General features: G+C 67.1%; 25 protein-coding genes. 6 read left to right on the top strand and 19 right to left on the bottom strand.

Going from position 1 to position 26,045, the window contains the following annotated elements:
* Positions 1-4: 4 nt before the first annotated feature.
* From sctV to ABB55_RS07595, 13 genes are all read right to left on the bottom strand, one after another.
* Positions 5-2,137, bottom strand: a complete 2,133-nt coding sequence (sctV, locus tag ABB55_RS07655; RefSeq protein WP_054358280.1) for a type III secretion system export apparatus subunit SctV — start codon at positions 2,135-2,137, stop codon at positions 5-7.
* A gap of 232 nt (positions 2,138-2,369) precedes the next feature.
* Positions 2,370-3,554 (bottom strand): hypothetical protein, encoded by a 1,185-nt coding sequence (locus ABB55_RS07650; protein WP_054358279.1) that lies wholly within the window; start codon positions 3,552-3,554, stop codon positions 2,370-2,372.
* Positions 3,555-3,726: 172 nt separating this feature from the next.
* Complete coding sequence (locus ABB55_RS07645; RefSeq protein ID WP_152981965.1) at positions 3,727-4,950, bottom strand: hypothetical protein; 1,224 nt, start codon at positions 4,948-4,950, stop codon at positions 3,727-3,729.
* A 5-nt stretch (positions 4,951-4,955) separates the two neighbouring features.
* Positions 4,956-5,534, bottom strand: coding sequence for a hypothetical protein (locus ABB55_RS07640; protein WP_054358277.1), 579 nt, complete (start codon positions 5,532-5,534; stop codon positions 4,956-4,958).
* 174 nt (positions 5,535-5,708) lie between these two features.
* On the bottom strand, positions 5,709-6,197 hold the full coding sequence (locus tag ABB55_RS07635; protein WP_054358276.1) for a tetratricopeptide repeat protein: 489 nt from the start codon (positions 6,195-6,197) through the stop codon (positions 5,709-5,711).
* Between the two features lie 303 nt (positions 6,198-6,500).
* Positions 6,501-6,977, bottom strand: a complete 477-nt coding sequence (locus tag ABB55_RS07630) for a type III secretion system chaperone (RefSeq protein ID WP_054358275.1) — start codon at positions 6,975-6,977, stop codon at positions 6,501-6,503.
* A gap of 33 nt (positions 6,978-7,010) precedes the next feature.
* Positions 7,011-7,934: a hypothetical protein gene (locus ABB55_RS07625; RefSeq protein WP_054358274.1), complete on the bottom strand. Its 924-nt coding sequence runs from the start codon at positions 7,932-7,934 to the stop codon at positions 7,011-7,013.
* 16 nt (positions 7,935-7,950) lie between these two features.
* On the bottom strand, positions 7,951-8,973 hold the full coding sequence (gene sctE, locus ABB55_RS07620) for a type III secretion system translocon subunit SseC family protein (protein WP_054358273.1): 1,023 nt from the start codon (positions 8,971-8,973) through the stop codon (positions 7,951-7,953).
* A 19-nt stretch (positions 8,974-8,992) separates the two neighbouring features.
* Entirely contained in the window at positions 8,993-9,565 is a 573-nt protein-coding gene (locus tag ABB55_RS30280; RefSeq protein ID WP_160321189.1) for a tetratricopeptide repeat protein, read from the bottom strand.
* A 284-nt stretch (positions 9,566-9,849) separates the two neighbouring features.
* Positions 9,850-10,230, bottom strand: a complete 381-nt coding sequence (locus ABB55_RS07610) for a hypothetical protein (protein ID WP_054358271.1) — start codon at positions 10,228-10,230, stop codon at positions 9,850-9,852.
* Between the two features lie 21 nt (positions 10,231-10,251).
* Positions 10,252-10,632: a type III secretion apparatus assembly protein SctX gene (gene sctX, locus ABB55_RS07605; protein ID WP_054358270.1), complete on the bottom strand. Its 381-nt coding sequence runs from the start codon at positions 10,630-10,632 to the stop codon at positions 10,252-10,254.
* 92 nt (positions 10,633-10,724) lie between these two features.
* Positions 10,725-12,548: a hypothetical protein gene (locus ABB55_RS07600; RefSeq protein WP_054358269.1), complete on the bottom strand. Its 1,824-nt coding sequence runs from the start codon at positions 12,546-12,548 to the stop codon at positions 10,725-10,727.
* Between the two features lie 135 nt (positions 12,549-12,683).
* Positions 12,684-13,118 carry a hypothetical protein gene (locus ABB55_RS07595; RefSeq protein WP_054358268.1) on the bottom strand — a complete coding sequence of 145 codons (435 nt, stop codon included), beginning with the start codon at positions 13,116-13,118 and terminating at the stop codon, positions 12,684-12,686.
* A 257-nt stretch (positions 13,119-13,375) separates the two neighbouring features.
* Between ABB55_RS07595 and ABB55_RS07590 the strand changes: the two genes are divergently transcribed.
* Together ABB55_RS07590 and ABB55_RS07585 are read left to right on the top strand one after the other, a co-directional pair.
* A complete protein-coding gene (locus tag ABB55_RS07590; RefSeq protein ID WP_054358267.1) occupies positions 13,376-14,005 on the top strand; it encodes a hypothetical protein in 630 nt (209 codons plus the stop codon).
* A gap of 35 nt (positions 14,006-14,040) precedes the next feature.
* The gene (locus ABB55_RS07585) at positions 14,041-14,394 is read left to right on the top strand and encodes a hypothetical protein (protein WP_152981963.1); all 354 of its coding nucleotides are present in this window, start codon (positions 14,041-14,043) and stop codon (positions 14,392-14,394) included.
* A 238-nt stretch (positions 14,395-14,632) separates the two neighbouring features.
* Here ABB55_RS07585 and ABB55_RS07580 read toward each other — a convergent pair whose 3' ends face one another.
* Together ABB55_RS07580 and ABB55_RS07575 are read right to left on the bottom strand one after the other, a co-directional pair.
* A complete protein-coding gene (locus ABB55_RS07580) occupies positions 14,633-14,977 on the bottom strand; it encodes a hypothetical protein (protein ID WP_054358265.1) in 345 nt (114 codons plus the stop codon).
* 182 nt (positions 14,978-15,159) lie between these two features.
* Positions 15,160-16,527: an aminotransferase gene (locus ABB55_RS07575; protein WP_054358264.1), complete on the bottom strand. Its 1,368-nt coding sequence runs from the start codon at positions 16,525-16,527 to the stop codon at positions 15,160-15,162.
* 236 nt (positions 16,528-16,763) lie between these two features.
* Between ABB55_RS07575 and ABB55_RS07570 the strand changes: the two genes are divergently transcribed.
* Positions 16,764-18,650 (top strand): SUMF1/EgtB/PvdO family nonheme iron enzyme, encoded by a 1,887-nt coding sequence (locus ABB55_RS07570; protein WP_210168252.1) that lies wholly within the window; start codon positions 16,764-16,766, stop codon positions 18,648-18,650.
* Between the two features lie 179 nt (positions 18,651-18,829).
* Here the strand turns inward: ABB55_RS07570 and ABB55_RS07565 are convergent, their stop codons facing one another.
* From ABB55_RS07565 to ABB55_RS07550, 4 genes are all read right to left on the bottom strand, one after another.
* Positions 18,830-19,720, bottom strand: a complete 891-nt coding sequence (locus ABB55_RS07565; RefSeq protein ID WP_338053645.1) for an ABC transporter permease — start codon at positions 19,718-19,720, stop codon at positions 18,830-18,832.
* Positions 19,717-20,736 (bottom strand): ABC transporter permease, encoded by a 1,020-nt coding sequence (locus tag ABB55_RS07560; protein WP_083463441.1) that lies wholly within the window; start codon positions 20,734-20,736, stop codon positions 19,717-19,719. The genes ABB55_RS07565 and ABB55_RS07560 overlap by 4 nt, the downstream gene beginning before the upstream one ends.
* Complete coding sequence (locus tag ABB55_RS07555) at positions 20,729-21,811, bottom strand: ABC transporter ATP-binding protein (RefSeq protein ID WP_054358262.1); 1,083 nt, start codon at positions 21,809-21,811, stop codon at positions 20,729-20,731. Before ABB55_RS07555 ends, ABB55_RS07560 begins: the two co-directional genes overlap by 8 nt.
* Positions 21,812-21,949: 138 nt before the next feature.
* Positions 21,950-23,122 (bottom strand): extracellular solute-binding protein, encoded by a 1,173-nt coding sequence (locus ABB55_RS07550; RefSeq protein WP_244471993.1) that lies wholly within the window; start codon positions 23,120-23,122, stop codon positions 21,950-21,952.
* A 343-nt stretch (positions 23,123-23,465) separates the two neighbouring features.
* On the opposite strand from ABB55_RS07550, the gene ABB55_RS07545 reads away from it, so the two are divergent.
* The 3 genes from ABB55_RS07545 (at position 23,466) to speB (ending at position 26,031) form a co-directional block, all read left to right on the top strand.
* Positions 23,466-24,194, top strand: a complete 729-nt coding sequence (locus tag ABB55_RS07545; protein WP_054358261.1) for a sulfite exporter TauE/SafE family protein — start codon at positions 23,466-23,468, stop codon at positions 24,192-24,194.
* A gap of 23 nt (positions 24,195-24,217) precedes the next feature.
* Complete coding sequence (locus ABB55_RS07540) at positions 24,218-24,976, top strand: SDR family NAD(P)-dependent oxidoreductase (protein ID WP_054358260.1); 759 nt, start codon at positions 24,218-24,220, stop codon at positions 24,974-24,976.
* Positions 24,977-25,062: 86 nt separating this feature from the next.
* Positions 25,063-26,031: an agmatinase gene (gene speB / locus ABB55_RS07535; protein WP_054358259.1), complete on the top strand. Its 969-nt coding sequence runs from the start codon at positions 25,063-25,065 to the stop codon at positions 26,029-26,031.
* Positions 26,032-26,045: the final 14 nt, after the last annotated feature.

Here is a 26,045-nt window from a genome sequence, read left to right as displayed (position 1 = left end):
GGCCTCAGCCCGATGCGATCTGGCTGACGAGTTTGACCCGTTCCAGCGGCTGCACATTCGCGTAGGGCGCGAGCTCCTGATAGGAGAGCACGGCCAGATCGGGGAAGTCGCGCTCGACGATCTTGCGCATGAAGCGCCGGATATCCATCGGCGCCAGGATCACCGGCGGCAGGGCGTGATGGCTGACATTGCCGATCACATTCTTCATCGAGGTGATCAACTGGCGGTGGATGTCGGGCGACAGGGCCAGATAAGACGCGCCCGATGTCTGGCGGACCGCACCGCGCACGGCATCCTCGATCTCCTTGGAGATCAGATAGGCCGGGATCAGATTCTGCCCGCCGGAGAATTTATGCGTGATGTAGCGCGACAGCGCGCTGCGCACATGTTCGGCGAGGACGATCGGGTCCTTCTCGCGCTGACCCCACTCGACCAGCGCCTCCAGGACGGTGCGCATGTCGCGGATCGAGATCTCCTCGCCGACCAGCCGCTGCAGCACGTCGTTGATGGTGATCACCGGCAGGGTGCGGGTCACCTCCTTGACCAGTTCGCCGAAGTTCTTCTGCATTTGGTTGAGAAGATACATCGTCTCCTGGATGCCGATGAACTCCGAGGCGTTGCTCTTCAGCACATGCGCCAGATGATAGGTCAGCATGCTGGACAGGGTCATGACCTGCACGCCGGCCTTCTCGACCAGCGCCAGGTGCTTGTTGGAGACCCAGTAGCTCGGCGTATGCGGCAGGAAATCGTCGCCGCGCTCGAACGGAATGTCGAACATCTTGAGGTTCGCTTCCGTCTCGCGGACGATGAAGTAGCCCGGCCGCGCCGCGCCGGCGGCAACCGGGATCTCGTTGACCATGATCCGGTATTCGCCGTCCTTCAGATTGTCGTTGAGGCGCAGGTGGATGCCCGGGAACGGCACGCCGAGGTCGAAATAGAGCGCCCGGCGGACGCGTGCGACCTCGCGATCGAGCTTCTCCGGGCGGATCGAATTGCGCACCGACGAGGCGATGTCGACGATCAGCGGCACGGTCAGCGCGAAGGTGACGGCCTCGACCGGCTCCAGATCCTCGACATCGTCGTCCTTCTTGGGGAAGGACGGCACCATGCCCTTGGGGGCGATGGCGGGGGCCAGCGCCGGCATCTCCGAGGAGCGCTGCTGGCTCGACGACCGCCGGCGCTTCCTTTGCGTCATCCAGCCGAGCGACGCGAAGGCGATCGCCAGCGACGCGAACACGATCATCGGGAAGCCCGGCACCACGGCGAAGATCGCCAGGATCACCGACGTGATGAGCAGAGCCTTCGGCTCGTTCATCAGCTGCATGGCGATGTCGCTGCCGAGGTCCTGGTTCTCGTCCGAGGACACGCGGGTGACGATGAAGCCGGCGGTGATCGAGATGAACAGGGCCGGGATCTGCTGGACGAGGCCGTCGCCGATGGTCAGCAGCGCGTAGCGGTTCAGCGCGTCGCTGACTTCCAGGCCGCGCTGCAGGGTGCCGATCGTGATGCCGCCGATCAGGTTGACGGCGATGATGATCAGGCCCGCGATGGCGTCGCCCTTCACGAACTTCATGGCGCCGTCCATGGCGCCGTAGAGCTGGCTTTCCTTTTCCAGCTTGGACCGCCGCCGCTTCGCCTCGTCGAGCTCGATCAGGCCGGCGCGCATGTCGGAATCGATCGACATCTGCTTGCCGGGCATCGAATCGAGCGAGAAGCGGGCGGACACTTCGGCGACGCGTTCCGAACCCTTGGTGATGACCATGAAGTTGACGATGGTCAGGATCAGGAACACCACCATGCCGACGATCAGATTGCCGCCGACGACGAAGTTGCCGAAGGTTTCGACGATATGACCGGCATCGGCCTGGATCAGGATCAGTCGCGTGGTCGAAATGGCCAGCGCCAGCCGGAAAAGCGTCGTCAGCAGCAGCAGCGACGGGAACGCGGACAGCTGCACCACGTCCTTCAGATACATCGCCGCCATCAGCAGCACGGCCGAGATCGACAGGTTCAGCGCGATGAGCGTGTCCACCAGCCAGATCGGCAGCGGCAGGATCATCATGAAGACGATGCAGATCAGCAGGAAGGCCAGGAACAGGTCGTTCCGCTTGGACAGCGTCTGCAGGAATTTCGTCATGGAGCCGTCGCCCTCGCCGTCTCTCGCCCTCGATCCGTGCGTTTCGCCCGGACCCGCCGCCCACGCACATTCAGGCGCGTGTCGGACAGACTACCGCGCGCGGCGCCCCTGCGGAAAGGGCGGCCGCGCCACGGTCTCGAACTCATTGCATGCAGGATCGGCGCCATCGGCCCGGCAGGACGGCCGGTTCGCGCCCCTCCGCCGACCGCCGCCCGGGGGCTTCCGGTCCCCGTCAGACCGAGAGCCGCATGCGTGACCCGTTGGTCGTCGCTTCCTGGAACAGGTTCGTCTTCGGCGGCGGCTCCAGGGCGGCGAGCGTCTTCAGAACCGAGGTCAGCGCCTCGACCAGAGCCACCGCCTTCGCGCCGATCTCGGCGGCGAGCGACTTGGCCCCGGCCGTCTGGCCGATCGGATTGGCGTTGGGGCCGATCGTCGTCCCCGGCGGCGGGGTGCTGGCGCCCGTCTGCTGCGGGAGGAAGCCCGTATCGCCGTCCTGGCCGAGCACCTTGCGCAGGATGTCGGTTTCCGTGTCGGTATCCTGGTCGTTGAGCTTCTGCAGCTTCTCGAAGGCCTTCACGTCGGCGAAGCGCGAATCGAAGGCGATCGCGGCCGCGACCAGGTCGTCGACGGGGATATCGAGGCCGGAGGTCGGCGTGGCCTTGGCCAGCAGACGATCGATCGCCGCCAGGGTCTGCGAGAGCTGACTGGCGAGCGTGGTGATCTGCTGCTCCAGGTTCGCGATGGTCGCCTCGTTGGAGGCCTTTTCCGCCTGGGCGTCGGAGATCGTCTTGTCGACTGCGGCGATCTGCGTGTTCACGCCGTTGATCTGGCTATCGATGGCATTGCGCTGGGTGACCAGGCCGTCGCGTTGCGAGACCAGCTGCGCGCGGGTGGTCGGATTGGTCGTGTGCGCGATCTGATCGTTGAGCGAGTCGATCTGGTTGGTCAGGGTGTTGCGCTGCGAGACGAGACCGGACTTCTGGTCCTCCAGGTCCGACTTCTGGGCCTGGGCGTCGGCGATCGTCTGATCGAGCTCGGCGTTGCGCGCCGTCAGCGTGTCGATGCTGCTCTTCAGGGCGAGGATATCGGCCAGGGCGCCCCGCCGGATCGAGTTCTCACCCTTGATCCGCTCCTTGTCGTTCTCCTCGAACAACTGGTCGAGCGCCATGGCGACCTGGTCGAGCAGGACGCTCACGTCCTGGAAGGTCGAACTCGGCGACAGGCCGAGATTTTCCAGCGACAGCCGGGCGAAGGGCAGGCTGAGATACTGGGAGTCCGCATCCGAGCTCGAGTAGGTCGCGCCGTTCGGGACGGCCGGCACCGACGACGCGCCGCCGGTCGGGGAGGACTGCGGAATCGTGGTCGTCGTGAATTGCGGGTCGGTGATCGACGTGCCGCTGGTGACTCCGATCGCCATGGGATGGTCCCCTCTCGATTTCGAATTGTTGCCCCATCCTAGTGCGGATGCGGACCATCATTGTGCTCAACGTCACTCTGGCGCGGGATTTGGCGCCGCACGCCGTCGCATTCCATGACGCCCGGCTGCTCGTGCGGCCGGGGCGTCACCGACGGCGCCTGCCAGACGGCGGCTACAGCTGCAGCCGGTGCCGGCGGCCGCGCGGCAGCATGTCGGTGCCGGGATCCGGTTCGGGCGGCGCCTCCTGCTCCTCGCGCATGCGCTTCAACTCCTCCTTCAGGCTCGCCATGATGCTTTTCAGCGCCTTCAGGATGCGTGCGAGGAAGAGCAGGAAATTGCGCCGCCGGTTCTCGTCGACCAGCAGCGTGCGGATGCGCGCCATCATCGCCTCGCCGACGCCGAGGGCCGCCAGATAGGACAGGAGCAGGGCCTCGCCGACGAGGCTCGGCTCCTCGGCACCGTCGGCAGCCTGACCGGCAGCGGCCTTGCGGGCGCGCATGGCCTCTTCTTCGGGCAGGGCACCGGTGAGCGGGCGCGGCCGCGGCCAGCCGGGGATCATGGCCGCGTTGAGGATCATGCTGTCGATGATGGTGCCGGCACGGCCGTCCGCGGCGGCGGCCGAAAGCGTCGCCGGGTCGGCCAGCGGCAGGCCCGCGGCGGCGAGGCCGGAGGTGCGGCCCTCAGTCGACGACGAAGCACGGGCGCTGCGTTCCGTGCCCTGGGCGGTCGCCCCGTCCGCGTCGGTCGACGCTGCCGCCGCCCTGACGGCGCTTGCCGACCCCTCGGTGCCGCCGAGGCGCCGGTTCTGGGCCGCAGCCGCGGCCGCAGCGGTGGTGCGGTCGGCGAGCGTCTCGCGGTCGCCTTCGATCAGGTTGAGGGTTTCTTCGAGCGCCCGGTCGATCAGTTCGCGCGTGGTCAGCGCGCGCGCCGTATCGGCCGTGCGCGCGGCCTCGCCGGCGTCCGACACCATGCCGTCGTCGGGCCGCAGGGCGCGCGCCGCCAGGCTGGTGGCGAGGAGCGAGGCGGAAATCGGACCCGTCGCCGTCTGTCCCGGCATTGCGGTGAACGGCGCCGGCGCGGGGGCGTCGCCGGCCTCGGCCGCATCGACGCCGGCCCAGGGGGCCAAGGCCTCCGGACCGGAATCGGCATTGGCTGCAGGCGACGTGGCCGTCGGGCTGGAGAGGCCGGCGAGGGTCAGGGCCGGGGAGACGGCCGGCCGGGCCCGGTAGGGATCTGCGGTCTCGGGCGGAAGCGACTCCGGGGCGTCGAACGTCTGCGCCGGCGGCGGAATCAGCTTCAGTTCGTTTTCGGTCACCAGGTTCTTGGCGACCGTGATGGCTGTCGTCGTCTGCCCGATCTGCTCGACCATGCTGAGGATGCGCTCGAGCGTGATCATGGCGGTCACCCTCGCGCGTTGCGTTCGGTTCGCAGGGCGAGGGCGCTGCGGAAGCGCGCCACCTCGACCTTGAGTTCGCCCGGGAGCCGGTCTTCGCCGAGGGCATCCAGGCGATCGAGCGCGAGGCGGGCGCCGTTCCAGTCGCCGCGGCGGATCGCCAGTTCCGCCTGGTGGACGGGCGGGATCGGCCATTGCGGCGCGAGGCTCGCGGCCGTCGCGAAGGCGAGGGCGGCCTGATCCAGTCGATCGGCGATGCGCAGACAGATGCCCCAGCCGACCCAGTTGTCCGGCTTGCCGCCCTCGATCAGGCACAGCGTGCGGAACAGGCTCTCGGCGCGGTCGGGCCGGCCTCCGGCGAACCATTGATGGGCGCGGGCATAGAGCAGGCGCGGCACCCCGGCCGGCACCGCAATGGCCTCGCCGAGCGAGGCGCCGCGCTTCAGCTTCTCGAAGATCGGTCCCGCCTCGATGCCGGACTTGCCCAGCACCTCGACGAAGATCTCGCCGAGCAGATCCACCTCCTCCGGTGCGAAGCCGAGCGCACGGCCGAGCGCGGTCTCGTCGCCCTGGGCGGGTGCAGCCATGCTGGGTCTCCGGTTGGCGATGGCCGGCGACGACCCGCGATCGGGGCGCCGCCGCTGCGCTCAGGATGGTTCAGGGTGCGTTACCTCCAGTCCGGATGCAACGGCCACGAGGGGGCCGGACATACCGAACCGGTCGCGGCCGGACCCCGGGCCCGGAACCGGCCGCCATCGGGGTCAGGACGGCTTGGCTTCGGCCGTCTTGAGCAGGCGTTCGGCTTCGGTCGCGACGAGGGTGTCGCCGCTTTCCTTGGCCAGCCGCAGCGCATCGGCGAGATCCTCGCGGGCCTCGGCGAGCTCGCCGGCGGCCAGGCAGGCCCGTCCGGACAGGAAATAGCCGCGCGGATTGCGCGGCTCGAGCGCGATCACGGCCGAGGCGGCCTGCAGCGCCATGTAGTGCTCCTCGAGCTGCAGGGCACAGTTGGCGAGGCCGATCTGGTAGTCGGCGACCGTCGGGAAGCACAGCACCAGCGCGCAATAGATGCGCATCGCGCGCACCGGCTGCCCGCGCTCCAGGAGGCTCTTGGCGATATCCAGGCCGACGGCAAGATCGTCGGCGGCGAGGCCGAGATTCTTGCCGATCTCGGCCTCGACCAGAAGCCGGCCGAAGGCGTCGACGGCCGAGCCGGTCTGGGCAGAGTCGGTCTGCGCGGTCATGGTTTCCATTCCGGGTTCTCCATCCCAGACGGCGCCGCGCCGGGGCGGCGGCCGTTGTCTCAATCTCACGGTGCCGGTCCGGTCGGGCACATGCCGTTTCGCGGCAGGGTATCCGATCCGGTGCGGTCGGCAGTCAGTCGGTTGACGGGCCGGACACCGGCGAGGCCGATGCGAGGTCGCGCGCCCGAGGGCACTGCATGGCCGGGTATCTGTCGATCGGGGCTCCCACCCCGTCGACGGCCCGGTTCGGCGCGTCCGGCCCTCCGCGGCCGGGCCTGTGATCGGGCGGCCGTCTGATCGGGCGGCCGTCGGCTACGGCCTGAAGATCATGGCCTCCTCCAGGCCCCCCGTCCCGCCACGATTGTCCGGCTCCCGCCGGGACCGCGCGGACAGTTCGGGCGACAGGATCTCGACCGCCTGGATGACGTTCTCGATCACGCCGATCAGCCGGTCGCCCCGGCCGTCGGCATAGTCGAACCGCGCTTCGGCGAGAATGGCCGCCCCGGCCGGATCGTCGGGATCGGGGCCGACCCAACTGCAGTTGGAGGCCATCAGCCCGAGCCCGATCTGCAGGAGCCGCCGGGTCTGCCCGTCGCGTTCGCCGGGGTCGGCGGAGAGCCGGCCGAGCCGCCCGGAGACGGCCAGGCCGCGCCCGTCGGCGGTTTCGGCCAGCTTGAGATCGGTGCCGTCGATCGAGAGCGTCACTTCCGGCTTGTCGCGAAAGGTCGGCGCCGGGAGCCGGAGCCCTGCCCACAGCCGTCTGATGGTGGTCTCGAAATTCGCGCTCATGACGCCCCGCCGCTCCGAGCCAATCCGTCGCCGTCACATCTTGAAGGCGCGCATCAGCTCGGCCTTGGCGTCGCCCATCTCCTTGAGGAAGTTGATCACGGCCTTGAGGGTCTCTTCAACCCCCTGCTGCACTTCCTTGGCCAGGTCGGCGACGCCTTTTTCGGTTTCCGCGTAGGCGGCATGCACCGAGGCGTCGGCCTCCTGCTTCTTCGCCGTGCCCTGGCCGATGCCGCTGATCATGCCGGAGATTGCTTCGAAGACCTTCGAGATCGCCGCGTTCTTCTGCAAGTCGGCCGTCACCTGCTGCAGCAGCATGCCTTCCGAGATGGTCTTGTTCGAACCGCTCAGCGGATTGGAGCCGCCGGTCGTGTTCGGCTTCGGCGAGGTCGAGGTGTCCGGCACGTCGGTGGTCGCGGTCGACATCTTGGCCTGGGCCTTGGCGGCGCCGGCGAAGGAGACGACCGAGCCGAGGATGCCGATCACGGCGCTGACGATCGCGGTGGCGATCATGGTGCTGCCGGCCTTGTTGAGGTCGGCGGCCTGGGCCAGCATCTGCCCCTTCGCCGCTTCGCGGGCCGCCAGTCGCTCGTCCAAGGCCGCCTTGCGCTGTTCGGCGGCCATTTCGATCATGGCGCGGCCGAGCAGGTTGAGGGCGCTGCTGTCCTTCAGGATCGTGTCCAGCACGCTCATGCCGGACGAGATCACGTCCATGGCGCTGTTCAGGACCGACAGGACCTTGTCGGCCTTCACATCCGACATGGTCTGACCGGGGCCGTTCGGCGCCACGTCGGCGCTCTGCAGCAGGGCCAGGAAAATCTGCTGCTCGAGGGCGGGCAGCTTGTCGAGCTTGGCCAGAACGCCGGACTGCACCTGCTCGGCGACTTCCGGCGGGACCGTCAGCTGACCCTGCGCGTTGTAGAATGAAGCGGGAACGTATTGAGGGTTGATCTCGACCATGGCGGATGTCCTCCGGTCAGCCGGTGAATTTGGCGTTGGAAAGCATGTCACCCTTGTCCTTGATCATGTCGGTGATCATGTCCATCATCTCGTTGAACCGATTGCCGGCAGCGATCAGGCGCTGCAGCGACATATCGATCAGCTCCTCGAGGAGCTGGATATTGGCGTCCTTTTCCATGGCCTTGGCCTGGAGTTTCTTGGCTTCGCCTTCGGTGACCGCGGCGTCGGCCTTGATACTCGTCGTGACGACTTCGTTGACCGCGCTCGCCATGGTGGTGATGTTCTGGATGGTCTGTGCGACCTTCTGGAACGACTGGACGGCATTGCTCAGCTGTTGAACCGCCGTGGCGAAGGATGCGCCGCCGGTCACGACCGCACTGGCGATGGCGAGGGCGATGCCGACGATCGCCATGGCGATCCGGAAGCCCATGTCGGCCTTGGCGCATTCCTCCGGCGACGCGCCGGCGGCCTTGGCGATGTTGCCGGCGATGCCGAGCCCTGTCGCCATTTGTACTGCCGAGTCGACCATCATGATGATGCCGACGACGCCGGCCGCGATCAGCAGGGCGCCGGCCACCGGGCAGACCGCGGACAGCAGGGCGCCGAGCACGATGGCCAGGGCAGCGGCGATCGCCTGGAAGATCAGGCCGATGATGTCGAAGATGTTGCCGCTGTTGCGCTTGTCGATCGACTCCTGGATCTTCTTTTCCGCTTCGTCGATCTTCGCCTTCTTGGCGCCGAGCTCGGTGCGCTTGGCCTCCTGGTCCGACTTGTACTTGTCGGTGGACGCCTTGTCCTCGCTCTCTTTCATCTTCGCCGTGATCTCGGCGAGGAAAACCTCGACCATGTCGCCCGACATCTGTGGGAGAAGCGAGCCGAGCGCGGCCATCATCTCCGTATAGCCCTGGACATTGTTCAGGTCAGGAGTCGGGCCGTTCTCGCCGAGATTGCCCGATCCCGTGATGTCCTTGCCCTTGAGCTCGGTCTGGGAAATCTGCTGATTGCCACCGACCGTGCCGACGCCACCAATGCTAGCCATGACGGGTCTCCTCTCGCGGTTAGTTGCTGGCTTCGGCGCGACGCTCGGCCAGGACGGCGAGCATTTTGGCCGCGTGTTCGGCGGCACCCTTGCTGCCGAGACCACGCTCGGCGAAACGGGCCGCACTTTCGAAGCTCTGCTGGGCGTTGTCGTATTCCTGTGCGGCCATGAAGCACTCGCCGAGACGCAGATAGCCGTCGGGGTTGGTGGCATCCATGGCCAGGAAGTTCAGGTAGAGCTTGGCGGCAGCATCGAAGACGCCGTCAAGCTGATAGGTGTTGGCGATCGCATAGACGGAGCGGTTCTCCTCCAGCGGATCGAACAGATAATTCTGAAGCAGGATGTCGCGGGCCTTCTGACGGTCGCCGGCCTGGATGGCCTGAACCGCAAAGGTGAACATCGCATCGCGATGCTGCTGGGTGATGCCCATGATCGATCCCAAAGGAATGCCTTCACGGACCAGATCGATGATCTCTTTCTGCTTCGGGGTGAATTCAGCCGTCCCGAAAAACTGCTCAAGCAGCTTCTCGCTGACCTGAAGCGCTCCGATCATCTGGCCTTCGGAGTTCATCATCCCATCGATGATCGACACGGTGTTCTCCTCGGGAATGTTGGACGACATCTGTCGTGAGTGAGACTAGGCGATCGACGCCGGCGAAGTGTGTCAAAGGTTACAGTCAGAGAATTTTGCCGCCAAGCTGCTGCCGCAATCGCGGTGTCGGCCCTCCCCCGGTCTGTAGCAGCCAGGTGTTGCCGCCCCGTGTCGTCGCCGTCCCGTGTCGCCGCCGTCGGGTCCGGTTGCACCGGCGGGACGACGGGCGGGAGAGGATCGCGCGGCGGAGGGCAGGCGGGAGAGGGCAGGCGGGAGAGGGCGGGCTATTCGCCCTCGCCCTCTCCGGAGCCGTGTCGCAGGTAGCCTTCCACGGCATCGCGGGCGCGCGCCTTCTCGCCGAGTTCGTAGAGGCAGCGCGCCTTGATGTAGCGGCGCATGCGCTGGCGGTCGTCGAGCTTGTAGCGGCCGAAGCGCTCGAGCGGATCGATGCGGTCGAGATCGTCCAGGCAGGCGAGGGCACCGGACCAGTCGGCCCGGAAGAAGCGCATGATCGAGCGTGCCAGCAGCACCTCGGGCGAGGCGTCGCCCAGTTCGTGCAGTGCTTCGACGAGCGTTGCCGCCCGGTCGATATAGCCGTGCTGGGCGAGCACAAAGACATTGAGCAGCAGGAAGTCCCGCTTCCGGTCGTCGACGGGGGATGTCACGAGGCCTCCGATCCGTCGCGGTCAGCCGCGCAGGAGGACGGCGAGCGATCGCCGGACCTCCTCGTCCATGGCGACGGAATCTTCCAGGTGGCTTGCGGCCAGTTCCAGCACCGCCTTGCGCCGCCCGCTCGAGCGCGCCGCCTCGGCGATGAACTGGTCGCGCACGGCAATGCGCGTGTCGGTCAGGGTCGCCGGGTCGAGCAGGTCCGGATCGAGAAAATCCGGCTGCAGCAGGCGCGGCAGGCGTTCGTCCAGGGACGGGCGTCGCGTGATCTCGTCCAGAGCGCGGTATTGCGGCAGGAAGGCCGGCGCCAATCCGCCTTCCTTGGGCAGGTGGACCTCGTCCTGTTCCTGCCAGACCGAGATCGATTCGACGCCGCGATCGAGATACCGGATGCGCATGCTTGTCGTCCCAATCCGCTGTGATCATGCGTCCGCAGACCGCGATGGCCTACGCGCACAAGCGCGAGCGGGCCATGGTCGGCGCAATGCTATCAGTTCCCGGTGGCGCGTGCGATGCTCTGGATCGTATCGAACATCTTCGACAATGCGCCGTTGGCCAGGTCGAAATGCCGGTCCTTCTGCTTCGACAGCGAGTTGATGTCGTTCATCTTGACCTGGTTTTCCTGGTTGATCAGGTTCACCGCGTTGGACAGGTTGGTGTTGTAGCTGTCCCACTGGCCGCGGCGCCATTCCTTGAACTCGTCGCCGCCGGTGCCGGGAATGACCATATTGTTCAAGATGACGAGGTGTTCGACATCCTTCGGTTCGATGATCTCGTGCAGCGGCCGCTGGATGCCGCGCAGCTTTTCGATCGGATGCAGCGCGATCGTTCCGTTCGCTCCGGCGCCGTTGGTCGCCAATGTCTGGTCGAACATCGAGATCAAGAGCTTGGTGTTGGCATTCGTCACCGCGGTGATCTTCTCGTCGCCGGAATCGGTGCCGTTGATCGTCCGGTCCTCCTCCTGCTCGGTCGCGTCGAACATCTTGATGGCGTTGTTGACCATCTGCTGCATCTGTCCGTAGACCTGAAGGAGCACGTTCTGCTGGTTGATCTCCTCCGTGTCCGCCGTCACCTTGGCTTCGTCCATGAGGTTGTAGTTGAGCTGCAGCAGGAAGATCAGGTTCGGCACGTCGAGCTTCTTGTTCTTCAGCTTGCCGTCCTTGACCAGTTCCAGCTTGGCGTTGTCGAGCGCCAGGATGCGCCGCTCCTGCTCGACGAACTTGGCCAGGCCGCGCGCCACGGCCGCGCCGCTGTCGAGGCTGGAGACGTTGTAGTAGTAGCCCGTGCTGGTGGAAATGACGTTGCCGTCGTCGTCGGCGCTGGTATCGAGCAGCTCCGTCGGGGTCACAGACTGTGCGAAGGTCTGGACGCGCTTGAAACGGGTCAGGATTTCGTCGAGCGCCTTCTTGAACTCGGTGAACGAGAAGATGCCGGAATTCTCCAGGCGACCCGTATAGGTCTTGGCCGGAGTCACCGTCGTATCGGTATGCCCCATCGCCCAGTTGTCGATCTCGTCGCGGAACACCTTGCAGATCTCGTCCGTCAGGGCGGTTCCGGACGTCCCCTGCATGAAGCTCTTGTAGCTGGTCGCCATATCGGCGAGCGCCTGACGGGCCTCCTCCGGCGTCTCGACATGCGGCGTCACGGTCGTGCCGGTCGGCCCGGTATAGCTGATCGTCGCACCCACATAGGGGATCAGGCCGAGACGGAAGGCGAGGCCGGCGGTGCCGTTGGCGGAGGTGGTGCCGGCAAAGGCCGGAAGCACCGCGATCGCCTCCTGGTCGACCTTCGACAGCCTGGCGAAATCGTTCTTCTGCATCTGCTCGACGACGCCGGCCTTGGTCTTGCCGTCGAGCAGGATCGCCGTGATCGTGCCGTCGGTCGAATTGCCGATCGTCACCCAGGGATTGGCGGCCGATGCCAGCGAATCCTTGTTGTTGGCGATGTATTGCATCTGCCACCAGGAGTGCCAGCTCAGGAAATCCTCCGGGTCGAGCGTGCCCGGGCTGTCCGTGAAGCCGTCGGGCGGCGTCGAGATGGCCGGCGGCGGTGCGGTCACGCCATCGAAGACGGGGAACAACTGGTCGGTCTGCGCGACGAGCGCCGGCGAATCGATGCCGTCGTCCGCTCCCGGCAGCAGGAAATAGGGCTGGTTGTAGCCGTCGAGGACCGTCGTGTTGGTATTCGAATCCGTATAGGCGGTCAGGTCCTGTCCGGGCGTGGACTGGATGATGCCGGCCTGCTCGATGACCGGATCGGCTTCCAGCGGCTGGTAGATGGCTCCGAAGGTCGAAGACCAGAACACGTCGGACATATCTCACCTCGCTGGCCGCCGTCGTGGCGACCGGTTGCGGTTCGGCGCCGGCTTCGCTCGGACGACGGTCGCCGAGCGGACGGACGCTTGGAATTCCCGGTTCCGGGGGCGCGTCGCAGGATGCGCCGTCCGGATCTAGAGTTTCAGTACGGTGCGCGCCTTGGATGACTCCTCGGCGGCAAGCGACGGCATCAGTCCGGCCCGGGCCAGTTCCCCGCCCGGTCGGTTCGGCGTGGCGAGGGACGGCGCCGCGACGTCCGGCGTTCCGGCCCGGCGCTGGCGGGCCGCGATCACCGAGGCCACGCGCCGCGCCAGCTGGTCGGCCATGAAGTCCAGTTCCGTCATGTCCCTGGCGCCGACCATGGCCGCCAGGATCGCCATGGAGCCGGGATCCGATTGCACGATCTCGGTTTCGGCCAGTTGCGTCAGCGCCTTGCGCATCTCGCCCAGGACCCGTTCCCAGTCGCGGTGCCGCTGACGCGCGCTGGTCCGCGCCAGCAGGGCGGTGAGGCGCTCGACGGCCTCGGCGGTCTGGTCATGGGTCGGTCGGTTGTCGCCGGCCTCGGACATGCTGTTCCCTCGTCGTCCGCCGGGGCACGGTCGGCAGAATGCCCGGAGGCGCTGCGCCCGAACCGGCATCGGCAGGCATGCTCGGCGCCGCCCGCCGCCCTCCCGGATGGCCGCCGCACGGCAGCCAAGCGGACCCGGACGGCGTCGACGCCCATTCCCCAATCCGAGCTGCATGGTATCAGCGCGCTCTCGACAGTCTGTGCCGAAAGTGACACTCCCATAGCGAGGGGCATGTTAGCCCAAGAACCCGAGCGGTGATGCTGGAGTCTTCCTTGGCCGCCTATGTGAGCGAGATCATGCAGGGCATTCTGACCCTCGGGCCGGACTGGGCCCTTTCGGGGCCCGGCTTGGTCATCCTCTCCGACGAGACCCCCGCGGCGGTTGCCACTGCCGTCGAGGAGTTGCTCGTCCGTCTGACCGACCGTGCCGCCGACGGCGATGCCGTGGCGCGCGACGTGCTGACCTTGACCGGTCCGGCGGGAGAGGCCTGGCAGCCGGGCGTGATCGTGGGCTGCGACACCGGGGCGGTCCTCGCGGCGGCCGGCCGGGCCGCGGAAGCCGGCGATCGCCAGGGGGCCGCGCGCCTTGCGGCCTTGCTGACCACGGTCGAGGAATCCGCTGCCGACGGCTACCTGGCCTTGGCCGCGCTGGCCGCCGAGGCGGCCGCCCACGACATCGCGATCGAACTCGGCACCCGCGCCCTGGAACTGTCGCCGGGCCATCCGCGCGCCCATGTCATCATCGGCTATGGGCAGTTCAAGAAGGGTCAGAGCAAGGCCGCGCAGAACAATCTCGCCTCCGCGACGCGGTTGGCGCGCCGGCGCCCCGAACTGCGCGCCGACCAGCGGGCCGCGCAGCAGCTGCTGCTGTTGCTGCACCTGACCTGATCCCTTCGTCACCCAACATGCCGGGCTCCATGCCGATGATCGAAACCGACGCCGTCCGAGCCCTCGTGGATATCGGCTTCATCGCCCTGTCGCGCGGGCTCGACCGCCATGCCGAGGCGATCTTCGACGGCGTCACCGCGGCGCGTCCGGACGGCGAGGCCGGGCCGCTCGGCATGGCGCTGGTGGCGCTGCTGCGTTCCGACGCCGACCGTGCCGTCAAGCTCCTGCGCACGCTTCCGCCGAGCGATCCGGTCCGCCTGTTTCTGGGCATGGCGCTGCTGCGCCGGGGCGACCGCGCCGACGCGGCCCGCATCCTGACCGACGTGGCCGCGACCGCTGCCGATGCCGGCACCGCAGACCTCGCGCGGGCCACCCTGGCGGGAGCCTGACGCGAACCGGCCGGCGCCCCGTCGGATCGCCGAACGCAAGCCGCGCGACCCCGCAGGCCTCCCGAAACCGTGCCCGGCTTGAGCGTGGGCGCCCTGCTGTCCGCCCGGGTGCGGGGCGTGGAAGGGGCCTTTGCGGGACCAGGCGATTCGGCACGGCAGGCGCAGACGGCGTTCGCCCCGGTCTCCGCTCGCGCGGAGCGGCGGATCACGTCACAACGTCAAACGATCGATCGGGCGATCAGGAATTCGGGCCGAAGGCGGTCGGCGGCGGCGGGTCATTGTCCGGCTTCGGGCAGACATAGAAGCCGTGGCGCCAGTAGCAGCCCGAATAGAACCAGGGCCGGTAATTGCCGTAGCAGAGTTCGGTGAACGGGGGCTTCGAGCGCGTTCCGCAGGGGCCCGGATCGACATACTCGACGACATGCGGCGGCGGCACGACCTTGACGGGGGGCTGCACGACGACCGCGGGAGGCCGCATCCCGGCCGGATCGGCGGCAATGGCCTGCGGTGCGGCCAGGACGGCAAGGCCCATGCAGGCCAGAACGACCGACGTTCCACGCCAGACCGTCTTGTTCGCCGTCATGCCGTCTCCTCCAGGGCTTGCGCCGGCCCGGCGCAGCCTCCGGACCGCGTCGAGCAGACGCGATTTTTCGAAAGAATGCAATCTGTCGAGCCGGCGCCGGAACGCATTCGGTGCCGGCGCGGCTTGCATGCAACGGGGCCGATGCCGGCGCGCTCCGAGGGGCGCCGGCATCGGCCGGGTCGTCAGGCCGGCATCAGGCGCGGCAGGGCGGCGTCGAGGCCCGAGCGGAACTTGGCCAGCAATTCGTCGATCTCGCCGGCGGAGATGACCAGCGGCGGCGTGAAGGCGATGCGGTCGCCGATGGCGCGGACGATCAGGCCGACCTTGTGGCACTCCTCCATCACCTGGATGCCGGCCTTCAGCTCCGGCGCGAAGGGGATGCGCTTCGCCTTGTCGGCCATCAGTTCCACGCCGGCGATCAGGCCGACGCCGCGGGCGTTGCCGACCAGCGGATGCGCCTCCAGATCCTTCAGGCCCTGCTGCAGCAGCGGGCCGACCTTGCGGACATGGCCGAGAATGTCGCGCTCCTCGTAGATCTTGAGCGTCTCGCTGGCCACCGCGCAGGCGACCGGATGGCCGCCATAGGTGAAGCCGTGGCCGAAGGTGCCGAGCTTCTTCGATTCCGACACCATCGCCTCGTAGATCTTGTCGGAGATCATCAGGGCCGAGATCGGCTGGTAGGAGGCCGACATCGCCTTGGCGCAGGAGACCAGGTCGGGCTTCAGGTCGTAGGTCTCCGAGCCCCACATGTTGCCGGTGCGGCCGAAGCCGCAGATGACCTCGTCGGCCAGGAACAGCACATCGTATTTCTTCAGGACCGCCTGGATCTTCTCGAAATAGCCGGCCGGCGGGGTGATCGCGCCGCCGCCGCCCTGCACCGGCTCGGCGAAGAAGGCCGCGACGGTGTCCGGACCCTCGGCAAGGATCAGCTTTTCCAGATTGTCGGCCATCCGCGTCGAGAAGGCCTCCTCGGACTCGCCGTCCTCATGGAAGCGGTAGTAGTGCGGATTATCGGTGTGCTTGAACATTGCCAGCGGCGCGTCGAAATCGGCATGCATGTGCGGCTGGCCGGACACGCTGACCGAGGCGACCGTATTGCCGTGGTAGCCGCGGACGCGACCGATGATCTTCTTCTTCTGCGGGCGGCCGAGCGCGTTGTTGTAGTACCAGATGATCTTGATGGCGGCGTCGTTGGCCTCGGAACCTGAGCACTGGAACATGACCTTCGACATGCCCTTCGGGGCGATGGCCAGCAGCCGGTCGGCGAGTTCGACGCTCGGCACGTGGCTCTTGGCGAAGAAGGTGTGGTAGTAGGGCAGCTCCAGCATCTGCTTGTAGGCGACCTCGGCCAGCCGCTTCTCCGAGAAGCCGAGCGAGGCGCACCAAAGGCCGGCCATCGCCTCCAGATACTTGTTGCCGGCTTCGTCGAAGACATAGACGCCTTCGCCGTGCTTCATGATCGTCCCGCCGGTGTCCTGATAGGCGGCGAGGTCGGTCTGCTGGTGGATCAGCGTGGCACGGTCGAGCAGGTCGTGGGAATTCGCGATCATGAGTTCGGCCTCGGGGCAGGTTGGACGACGCGGCGGAAGGCGGCAGCCGCATTTGTCGCATCGCGACGGGCGTTTCCGCAACGGGGCCGCTGCGGTGGGCGGCTCTGCAAGGGACGCCGGGCGCCGAAAGACGGCGATGCGGCCCTGGGTTCCCAGTCGATTGCAGGGCTTTGCCCTTGCGGGACGTCGTGCCGCTCCGCATGATCTTATCGGTCACGGGGATTGCTGCGATGAGGGTGTCTCGCCTGCTCGGTTACGGGCTTGTTGGTCTTCTTGTTGCGCTCCTGAACTGCGTGCCCGCCTTGGCCGAGAAACGTGTGGCGCTGGTGATCGGCAACGGGTCCTACAAGGCGGCCGGACGACTGACCAATCCGGAGAACGATGCCAGGGACATGGCAGCGACGCTGGAGAAACTCGGCTTCGATGTGGCTTTGACGCTCGATGCCGACCGGAGCCGGTTCGAGACGGCAATCAGCGATTTTTCAGACAAGGCCATGGGCGCCGACGTTGCGCTGGTCTTCTATGCCGGCCATGGCATGGGGCTCGGGTCCGAGACGCATCTGCTGCCGGTCGACGCGGATTTTCGCAACGAGTTCGAGGCGCGCAATCGAACCATCGGCCTCACCTCTTTGCTGAGCACGCTCGACGGTCGCGCCAAGATGGTGATCGCGCTGATCGACGCCTGTCGTGACAATCCTCTGGCCGATCGCCTGGCCGACAACATGCGCAGTGCGGGGCGAAGCGTGTCGGTCTCGCGTGGTCTGGCGCGGATCGAGATCGGCGCGCCTGACACTCTGGTTGTGTATGCGACGACGCCTGGGCGGACGGCGGCCGACGGGAGCGGACGGAACAGTCCCTTCACGACGGCGCTACTGGCGCATCTTCCGACCGAGGGCGTCGAGGTTGAGGCGGTCTTGAAGCGTGTGAGTGCGCGTGTTCAGGAACTGACGGGAAACAAGCAGGAGCCTGAGCGCCTGTCTCGGCTGAAGCGAGAGTTCTACTTCAAGCCTGCCGTGAGCGTGCCCACCCCGGCGCCCGCCGCGACTGATCCGGACGCCGGGATGCGCGCGGACTTCGCCCTTGCCGAGCGTGCGAACACGCCGGAGGTCTGGCAGGCGTTCATCGACCGATACAAAACCGGCTTCCTGGTGGCTTTGGCGCGTCAGCGCCTTTCGGCACTGACGGCGCCGGTGCCCACAGCCACATCGGCGCCGAGCGTGACGGCGCCGTCGAAGATCGAGGTTGCAGGTTTGCCGCCGGCTGCGCGCCCGGATGGGGGGACCTGCGACGGGGGTGTTCAGACGGTGTCGCTGGGCGGCCGGGCGGCGAGTGTTCTGACGGCGTCCGAGGAACGGTGTCTGAAGGCGAAGGACGAGTTCCGGGAATGCGCGGACTGCCCTGCGATGGTTGTCATACCGGCGGGCACGTTCACAATGGGATCGCCGGAGACCGAGGAAGGGCGCGAAATCAACGAGGGTCCTCAGCGGACGGCGCGAATTGGGAAGTCGTTTGCGGTGGGCAAGTTCACGGTGAGCTTTGCGGAATGGGATGCTTGCGTTGCGGGAGGTGGCTGCAAAGGCTACCGGCCAGGGGATCGAGGCTCGGGCCGGGGCAAGATGCCGGTAATCAATGTGTCGTGGGATGATGCGAAGGCTTACGTGGATTGGCTGTCGAAGGTGACAGGGAAGAGCTACCGGCTTCTGAGCGAAGCGGAGTGGGAATACGCGGCACGAGCAGGGACGACCACGCCGTTCTGGTGGGGCTCGTCGATCTCGACGAGCCAAGCGAATTATGCCGGCAACTCTACCTATGGAAGCGGCAAGAAGGGCGAGTTCCGCGAGCGCACCGTCCCGGTCGACAGTTTTGCTGCGAATCCGTTCGGGCTCTATCAGGTTCACGGCAACGTGTGGCAATGGGTTGAGGACTGCTATTCGGACGACTACAAGGGTGCACCAACGGACGGCTCGGTTAACACAACCGATGACTGCAAATATCGTGTTCTTCGCGGCGGTTCCTGGGACGATGATCCGAGGTACCTTCGTGCGGCCGTCCGCGGCAGATACAATCCCGGGAATCGCTACTTCGACAATGGCTTCCGGGTAGCAAGAACGTTAACTCGTTGATCTTTACCTCTTTTGCTTGTCTTTCTTGTCTTTACTTCGCTTGCCAGAGATCCAGGGGCGCAGCCCCTGGCGGCGGTCATCTTTTGGCCATTTCATCGACTTGATCGGCTATTGCCGTCCTCAAGCCGCTGTGCCGCGTCTCGGTGTGGCGTGTCTTGCGCAGGTGGCGGAACGGTGCCTCAGGCTGCCGTGGCGCCGGCGGCATCCGCGGTCAGTTCGGCGTTGAACGCCTTCTCGGCGGTCGCCGCCCGGGCCTTGGCGCGGGCCTCCTCGCGGCGCTTGACGATCTCGAACAGGATCGCCCCGACCACGGTCACGGCCACCACCGCCACAGCCAATGCGCTCAAGGCCGGCGTGGTGCCCTGGCGCATGCGGCCGGCGAGCACGGTGGTCAGCGTCTTGTCGGCCAGGATCGCGAAGGTGGTCGTGTTGTAGTTCTCGAACGAGGAGAGGAACGCGATCACCGCCGCCGAGCCGATCGCGGGCAGCATGAAGGGCAGGAGGACGTGGCGGAAGACCTGGGCGCGCGAGGCGCCGAGGTCGAGCGCGGCCTCCTCCAGGGTGCGGTCGAAGCGCGCCAGCCGGGCCAGGAAGATCAGCATCGTATAGGCCGAGATGAAGCTCGACTGCGCCAGCACGGTCAGCACCGTGCCGTCGTAGATGAATTTCAGCCCGGTCATCTGCGTCGCCTGGCGCCAGAAGACGACCGTCGAGATGCCGATGATCACGCCCGGCGTCAGCACCGGCGAGACCACGATCAGGTAGTAGAAGGAGCGCGCCCGGGCGTAGACCTGGGTCATCACCAGCGCGCCGGCCAGGCCGATCGGCACGGAGACCAGGACCACCAGGAAGCCGATCCAAAGGCTCTTCTGCAGGCCGTAGATCATGTCCTTGTCGGCGGCGAGCACCGAGAACCAGTCGAGGGTGAAGCCCTCGAAGGGCATGATCTGCGGATAGGCCGACTTGTTGAAGGCCGTGACCCCCATGATCAGCAGCGGCCCGAACAGATAGGCGAAGAAGATCACGATATAGACGCCCATCAGGGCGCGATGGATGGCGCGCGTGCTCACCGGGCGATCTCCCCGAGGCCGAGCCGGAACAGCTTCAGGACGCCGAGCACGAAGACCACGCAGGCCGCGAGCAGGATCAGCGCATAGGCCGCGCCCTGCTGCCAGTTGAAGGCCTGGTAGAAGCGGTCGTAGACGATCGGCGTGAACCACAAGGTCTTCGGGCCGCCGAGGATCAGCGGCGCGGCGATCGAGCCGGCGGTCAGCATGAAGACCAGGGTCGCGCCGGAACCGATGCCCGGCTTGGCGTGCGGGATGACGATGAAGGTGTGGATGTGCCACCAGGGCGCGCCGAGGTCGCGCGCCGCCTCGATCAGATTCTTGTCGAGCGTCTCGATCGCATTGTAGAGCGCGAACATCATCATCAGCAGGTAGGCGTAGGCGAGCCCGGAATAGAGCGCCACGTCGGCGGCGATGAAGTCGACCGGCTGGTCGATCGCCCCCATGGCGAGCAGGGCCTTGTTGATGACGCCCTGCTGGGTGAACAGGATGCGGAACGCGAAGGCGCGCAGGATCTCGTTGACCCAGTAGGGCGCGATCAGCAGCAGCATCATCAACCGGAGCCGGGCCGGACCGGCGACCCGCGCCATGTAGAAGGCGATCGGGTAGCAGATGGCGAAATCCAGGATGGTGATCAGGATCGAGACCCAGATGGTCAGCCCGAAGGCCTTCAGGTGGGTGACGTTCCAGGCGTCGGTCGAGGTGGTCGAGCCGAACAGGAAGTAGCGGTAGTTCTCCAGCGTGTAGAAGTCTTTCGGCCCGCCCCACTGCGGCGGCGCGAGCTTCGGCCGGAACGACAGATCGACCATCGCCATCAGCGGCATGACGATCATGAACACGGTCCACAGGCCGACCGCGACGATCAGGAACAGCGCCACCGGCCAGCCGTTGCGGTCGACGAAGCCGGCGGGCGCGGCGGGGCCGAGCCGGCGCCGCTCCAGGATCGCCAGAAGCGCGAAGCCGGCGACGACCAGCGGCGGCAGGAGATAGATGATCCACTGGCCGACGGAGCTATGCATGGTCGGCGCTCTCCGGCGGCAGCACGATCGCCTCGGCGTTCGGCCAGGTCAGCGTGACCGGGGCGCCTTCCTCCGGCACGTTGCGGGCGGTCGCGCCGGAAAGCGTGGCGATGAGGCGGATGCCGGCCTCGGTGGCGAGCGTCAGATGCGTGACGGTACCCTCGAAGGACGCCTCCGCGATACGGGCCGGGATGCCGTCGGCGCCGGCCGGGCCGATGGTCAGGCTTTCCGGCCGGACGAACAGGATCGCGTCGGAACCGGCCATCAGCTTGCGCGCATTGACGCCGGCGAGCGGCCCGAGCGGGGTCTCGACCCGGGCCAGATCGCCGTCCATCTCCAGGACGCGGCCGGCGAGGCGGTTGTTCTCGCCCACGAAGGCGGCCACGAAGGCGGTGCGCGGATGGTTGTAGAGCGTGCGGCCGTCGGCGACCTGCTCGATCACGCCGCGATTCATCACGGCGATGCGGTCCGACATGGTCAGCGCCTCGCCCTGGTCGTGGGTGATGTAGATGAAGGTGATGCCGACGCGGCGCTGGATGGCGCGCAGTTCGTTGCGCATATGCTGGCGCAGCTTCAGGTCGAGGGCGGAGAGCGGCTCGTCGAGCAGCAGCACCTGCGGCTCGACGGCGAGCGCGCGGGCGATGGCGACGCGCTGCTTCTGGCCGCCCGACAGTTCATCGATGCGCTTGCCGCCCTGGCCGGGCAGCGCGATGAGATCGAGCAGACGTTCCACCGTCTCCGCCCGCTTGCGCTTGGCCACGCCGCGCACGCGCAGGCCGTAGCCGATATTGTCGGCGACCGACATCATCGGGAACAGGGCGAGATTCTGGAAGATCAGCGCGGTCGGCCGGGCATTCGGTCCGATCCCGCGCATGTCGCGGCCGTTGATCAGGACGCGGCCCTCGGACGGGTCGACGAAGCCCGAGATGGCGCGGAGCAGGGTGGTCTTGCCGCATCCCGAAGGACCGAGGAAGGAGAAGAATTCGCCGGGGCTGATTTCGAGATCGGCGGAACTGACTGCGGTGAAGTCGCCGAAGCGGACGCTGACGCGGTCGAGATGGACGGCGGCTGTCATGGAGGATCACGGTCTCCGGCGGGCGACGGGATTGCACGGGACGAAGGCCGGCGCGGGCCGAACGGGTCCGCGCTGGCTGCTTGGGCGGCGGTCGCGGCGGCCCGGCCGGGCCGCCGCGGAGGTGCCGGGTCGGCCGGATCAGGCCGCCTTGAACTTTTCGGCATACTGCGTGCGCAGTTCGGCGAACCACGACGGCTCCGGCGGACGGTGCCACAGGCGCGACAGGGCGTCGTCCGGGAAGGCTTCCGTGAAGTTCTTCTTGGCGACCTCGGACAGCATGCCGTCGGAGCCCTTGCAGACCGGGTTGTAGCCCGAACCGTCCGCGACCTTGGCCGAGACCTCCGGCGAATGGACGTAGCTCAGCCACTCGTAGGCCTGCGCGATATTCTTGGCGCCGGTCGGCATGGCCCAGCCGTCGAGCCAGGCGATCGCGCCTTCCTGCGGCGCCATATAGGAGACCGGCTTGCCCTGCTTCTTGAGGGAAAGAGCCGGCCCGTCCCAGGTCTGGCCGATGACCACGCCGTTCTCCATCAGGCCCGACTTGGTGTTGTCGGCCGAATCCCAGAACTGCTTGATCCAGGCCTTCTTGCTGATCGCGACCTTGAGGATTTCGTCGTATATCTTCTTCATGGACGCTTCGTCCTTGAAGGCGTCCATCATGCGGTTGGACGGCACCTTGCCGGTGGCGTCGAGCCAGAGGCCGATGCCGGCGAGCAGCGAATGCGGCCGGCCCTGCACCTTGCCCTTGAATTCCTCGCTCCACAGCGTGCCGTAGCTGAGCGTCTTGTACTCGATCTTGGCGAGGTCGGTGCGCCAGGAGATGGCTTCCGAACCCCAGCAATGCGGCACGTGATAGAGCTTGCCGTCCCAGGTCCAGACGCTGGTCGAGCCTTCCAGCATGGCCGGAAGCAGGTTGTCGAGCTTCATCTTCTTCGGATCGAGCGGCTGCAGCAGGCCGAGATCCTTGAACTGCGGCGAGCGGTCGCGCGTCGGCTGGCAGAGGTCGAAGCCTTCGCCGCCGGTCGCCTGCAGCTTGTTGATCTGCTCTTCGTTCTGCGAGAAGGGCGTCGAGACGACCTTGATGCCGGTCTTCTTCTCGAATTCCGGGATGACCGGATTGGGCAGTTCGTCATCCCAGTGCAGGAGGCTGAGGGTGCCGGAAGAGGACAGCGCATCCTTGACGTACCACGGGCCGACCGCCGACGCGGCGCCGGCGACCGCAGCAGCCTTCAGCACCGAGCGGCGGGAGAAGTTGCGCGCCGCGGCCAGCGTGGCGGCGGTGTCTTTGCGAGGATCCTGCGTCTTGCTCATCGATTGAGTTCCCTGCATTGGAGCAACGGTCAGGAAGCACGAAGCGGGCCACGCGAGCCGGCCTTCGCTTCGGCTTGCGCGAGGGTTTCGGGCGGTTGCGGTTCCTGCCTGCTGATGCATACCGAAGCGGCACTTGCCGTAAAGATGGGCAGACGACCCGCGCCTGCCGCCGCGACACGATCCGCATCGGAGCACTAGGCGGCCTGTGATGCCAGTTGAGGAATTTGTTCTTCCTGGTGCGAGCGGCGCAGTTTCTTTTCCTGCCGGCGCTTCCTTCCGAGGCAAAGGAGCGATAGGCAGGGCCTCGACAAAATTTTTTCCGTCCCGCCGCGAAACGACTGCCTTGGGCCTCCTCACCGCCGCCTCCATCGTGTTCGTCGCCGGCATCCTGCGCGGCATGACGGGCTTCGGCTTCGCGCTCGTCGCCGCGATCGGTCTTGCCCATGTCTGGCCGCCGGCGATGGCGACGCCGGTCGTGCTGCTTCTCGAACTGGTCGTCGCGGTGGTTCTGCTCTATGGGCTCGACCGCGCCGCCATCGAGCCGCGGCGGCTGGTCCGGCTGTGCCTCGGCGGGGTGGCCGGGACGGCGATCGGCACCCTCATGGTCTCCGGGCTGCCGGCGGCCTGGGCCAAGCCAGCGCTCGATACGGCGGTGTTCGTCTCCGCCCTGGCGGCGCTCGCCCATGTCAGCGCACCGCGCCTCGACACCCCCGCCTGGGCGGCGGCGGTCGGCTTTCTGGTCGGCCTGTTCGCCGGCGCCTTCGCGGTCGGCGGGCCCTTCGTGGTGGTCTGGTTCCTGGCCGTCGGGGCGCAGCCGGCCGCGATCCGGGCGAACCTGATCGTCTTCTTCGCGGTGGTCGATTTCGCGGCCGTCGCCTTCCGCTGGCCGACCATCGGCATCCCGGCCGAGGCCTGGGGCCACGCGGCGATGCTGCTGCCGCCAGCCTTTCTCGGCACCTGGGCGGGCGGGCTTCTGTTCCGGCGCGTCAATGCCGCATGGTGGCGTCGCATCGCCGCCTATTCCATCGCGGGCGGAGCTGTGCTCAGTCTGGCCCGATCCCTGCTCTCCTGAACAAGCATCCGAGGAGAAACGCCTTGACCAAGACCGTGCTCATCACCGGCGCTTCCGCCGGCTTCGGCGCCGCCACCGCCCGCCGCTTCGTCGCCGGGGGCTGGCGCGTGATCATCACCGCGCGCCGGGCCGAGCGGCTCGCCGATCTCGCCGCCGAACTGGGCGGCCCGGAGGTCGCGCATGTCGCCGCCTTCGACATGCGCGACGAAGTCGCGATGGACGCGGCGCTCGCCGCCCTGCCGCCGGCCTTCGCCGAGATCGATGCGCTCGTCAACAATGCCGGCCTCGCGCTCGGAACCGGCCCGGCCCAGGCCTCGAGCCTCGACCAGTGGCGCCAGATGATCGACACCAACGTCACCGGTCTGGCCGCGATCACCCACAAGGTCCTGCCGAAGCTGATCGCCCGCAAGGGCAGCATCGTCAATCTCGGCTCGGTCGCGGCGCACTACCCCTATCCGGGCGGCAACGTCTATGGCGGCACCAAGGCCTTCGTGCATCAGTTCACGCTGAACCTGCGCTCCGACCTGTCCGGCACCGGCGTGCGCGTCACCTCGGTCGAGCCCGGCCTGTGCGAGAGCGAGTTCACGCTGGTGCGCACCGGCGGCGACCAGGCCGCCTATGACAAGCTCTACAAGGGCGCCAACGCGTTGCAGCCCAAGGACATCGCCGAGACCATCTTCTGGATCGCGACCCTGCCGCCGCACATGAACATCAACATCATCGAGATGATGCCGGTCAGCCAGTCCTTCTCGCCCTTCACGGTCCATCGCGAAGGCGTCTGACCGCTTGCACGAGGTCCAGCCCGGCGGGTTGGCCGGGCGGCCGCCACCCGCACCGTCCCGCCGAGCGAAGAGAGTTCCCGCGCGCCATGGTCAAACGTATCGAACGCTATCCGGAACTGGCCGACCCGCAGCTGCGGCCGCGCTATACCGGCATCCCGACCTTCTTCCGCCGGCCCTATACGGAAGATCTCGCGGCGGTCGATATCGGCGTCATCGGCGTGCCCTTCGACGGCGGCGTCACGCACCGGACCGGCACAAGGCACGGACCGCGCGAGATGCGCGGCCAGTCCTCGCTGATCCGCCGGTTCAATCCGGCCACCGGCGTCGATCCCTTCGCGCTCGTCCGCGTCGCCGATCTCGGCGACGCCTGGGTCGAGAAGCCCTACGAGCTCGAAGGCGCCCATGCCGAGATCGCGGACTTCTTCCACACGGTCTGCGGCGCCGGCGTGACGCCGCTCTCCGTCGGCGGCGATCATTCCATCTCGCTGCCGATCCTGCGTGCGGCCGCCCGCGGCGGCCCGGTCGGGATGGTGCATATCGATGCCCATTGCGATACCGGCGACGACTATCTCGGCTCGCGTTTCCATCACGGTGCGCCGTTCCGCCGGGCCGTCGAGGAAGGCCTGCTCGATCCGAAGCGGGTCATCCAGATCGGCATCCGCGGCAGCCTGAACGCGCCGACGATGTGGGACTTCTCCTATGCGTCCGGCATGCGCGTCGTGCCGATCGAGGAGTTCGACGACAAGGGCTGGGCCTGGGCCGCGGAAGAAGCCCGCCGGATCGTCGGCGACGGCCCGACCTATTTCTCCTTCGACATCGACAGCATCGATCCGAGCCAGGCGCCCGGCACCGGGACCCCGGAGGCCGGCGGCATCATGGTGCGCGAGGCGCAGCGCCTGATCCGGGCGTTGTCGGGCGTCGACTTCATCGGCGGCGATCTGGTCGAGGTCTCGCCGCCCTTCGATGTCGGCCAGATGACCACGCTCGCCGGTGTCACGATCCTGTACGAGATGCTGTGCGTGATGGCCGAGGCGCGGGTGAAGCGGTCGGCCTGAGGGCCGCCATCGCA

Source organism: Prosthecodimorpha hirschii (assembly GCF_001305515.1).
GTDB lineage: Bacteria > Pseudomonadota > Alphaproteobacteria > Rhizobiales > Ancalomicrobiaceae > Prosthecodimorpha > Prosthecodimorpha hirschii.
Note: the sequence above shows the minus strand (reverse complement) of the source record. Positions and strands in the feature narration are given on the sequence as shown.

Bases quoted from the DNA above. Each gene is read 5' to 3' on its own strand.
- sctV (WP_054358280.1), bottom strand. From the start codon at position 2,137: ATGACGAAATTCCTGCAGACGCTGTCCAAGCGGAACGACCTGTTCCTG.
- ABB55_RS07650 (WP_054358279.1), bottom strand. From the start codon at position 3,554: ATGGCGATCGGAGTCACCAGCGGCACGTCGATCACCGACCCGCAATTC.
- ABB55_RS07645 (WP_152981965.1), bottom strand. From the start codon at position 4,950: ATGATCACGCTCGAGCGCATCCTCAGCATGGTCGAGCAGATCGGGCAG.
- ABB55_RS07640 (WP_054358277.1), bottom strand. From the start codon at position 5,534: ATGGCTGCACCCGCCCAGGGCGACGAGACCGCGCTCGGCCGTGCGCTC.
- ABB55_RS07635 (WP_054358276.1), bottom strand. From the start codon at position 6,197: ATGGAAACCATGACCGCGCAGACCGACTCTGCCCAGACCGGCTCGGCC.
- ABB55_RS07630 (WP_054358275.1), bottom strand. From the start codon at position 6,977: ATGAGCGCGAATTTCGAGACCACCATCAGACGGCTGTGGGCAGGGCTC.
- ABB55_RS07625 (WP_054358274.1), bottom strand. From the start codon at position 7,934: ATGGTCGAGATCAACCCTCAATACGTTCCCGCTTCATTCTACAACGCG.
- sctE (WP_054358273.1), bottom strand. From the start codon at position 8,973: ATGGCTAGCATTGGTGGCGTCGGCACGGTCGGTGGCAATCAGCAGATT.
- sctX (WP_054358270.1), bottom strand. From the start codon at position 10,632: ATGCGCATCCGGTATCTCGATCGCGGCGTCGAATCGATCTCGGTCTGG.
- ABB55_RS07600 (WP_054358269.1), bottom strand. From the start codon at position 12,548: ATGTCCGACGTGTTCTGGTCTTCGACCTTCGGAGCCATCTACCAGCCG.
- ABB55_RS07595 (WP_054358268.1), bottom strand. From the start codon at position 13,118: ATGTCCGAGGCCGGCGACAACCGACCGACCCATGACCAGACCGCCGAG.
- ABB55_RS07590 (WP_054358267.1), top strand. From the start codon at position 13,376: ATGCTGGAGTCTTCCTTGGCCGCCTATGTGAGCGAGATCATGCAGGGC.
- ABB55_RS07585 (WP_152981963.1), top strand. From the start codon at position 14,041: ATGATCGAAACCGACGCCGTCCGAGCCCTCGTGGATATCGGCTTCATC.
- ABB55_RS07580 (WP_054358265.1), bottom strand. From the start codon at position 14,977: ATGACGGCGAACAAGACGGTCTGGCGTGGAACGTCGGTCGTTCTGGCC.
- ABB55_RS07575 (WP_054358264.1), bottom strand. From the start codon at position 16,527: ATGATCGCGAATTCCCACGACCTGCTCGACCGTGCCACGCTGATCCAC.
- ABB55_RS07560 (WP_083463441.1), bottom strand. From the start codon at position 20,736: ATGCATAGCTCCGTCGGCCAGTGGATCATCTATCTCCTGCCGCCGCTG.
- ABB55_RS07555 (WP_054358262.1), bottom strand. From the start codon at position 21,811: ATGACAGCCGCCGTCCATCTCGACCGCGTCAGCGTCCGCTTCGGCGAC.
- ABB55_RS07550 (WP_244471993.1), bottom strand. From the start codon at position 23,122: ATGAGCAAGACGCAGGATCCTCGCAAAGACACCGCCGCCACGCTGGCC.
- speB (WP_054358259.1), top strand. From the start codon at position 25,063: ATGGTCAAACGTATCGAACGCTATCCGGAACTGGCCGACCCGCAGCTG.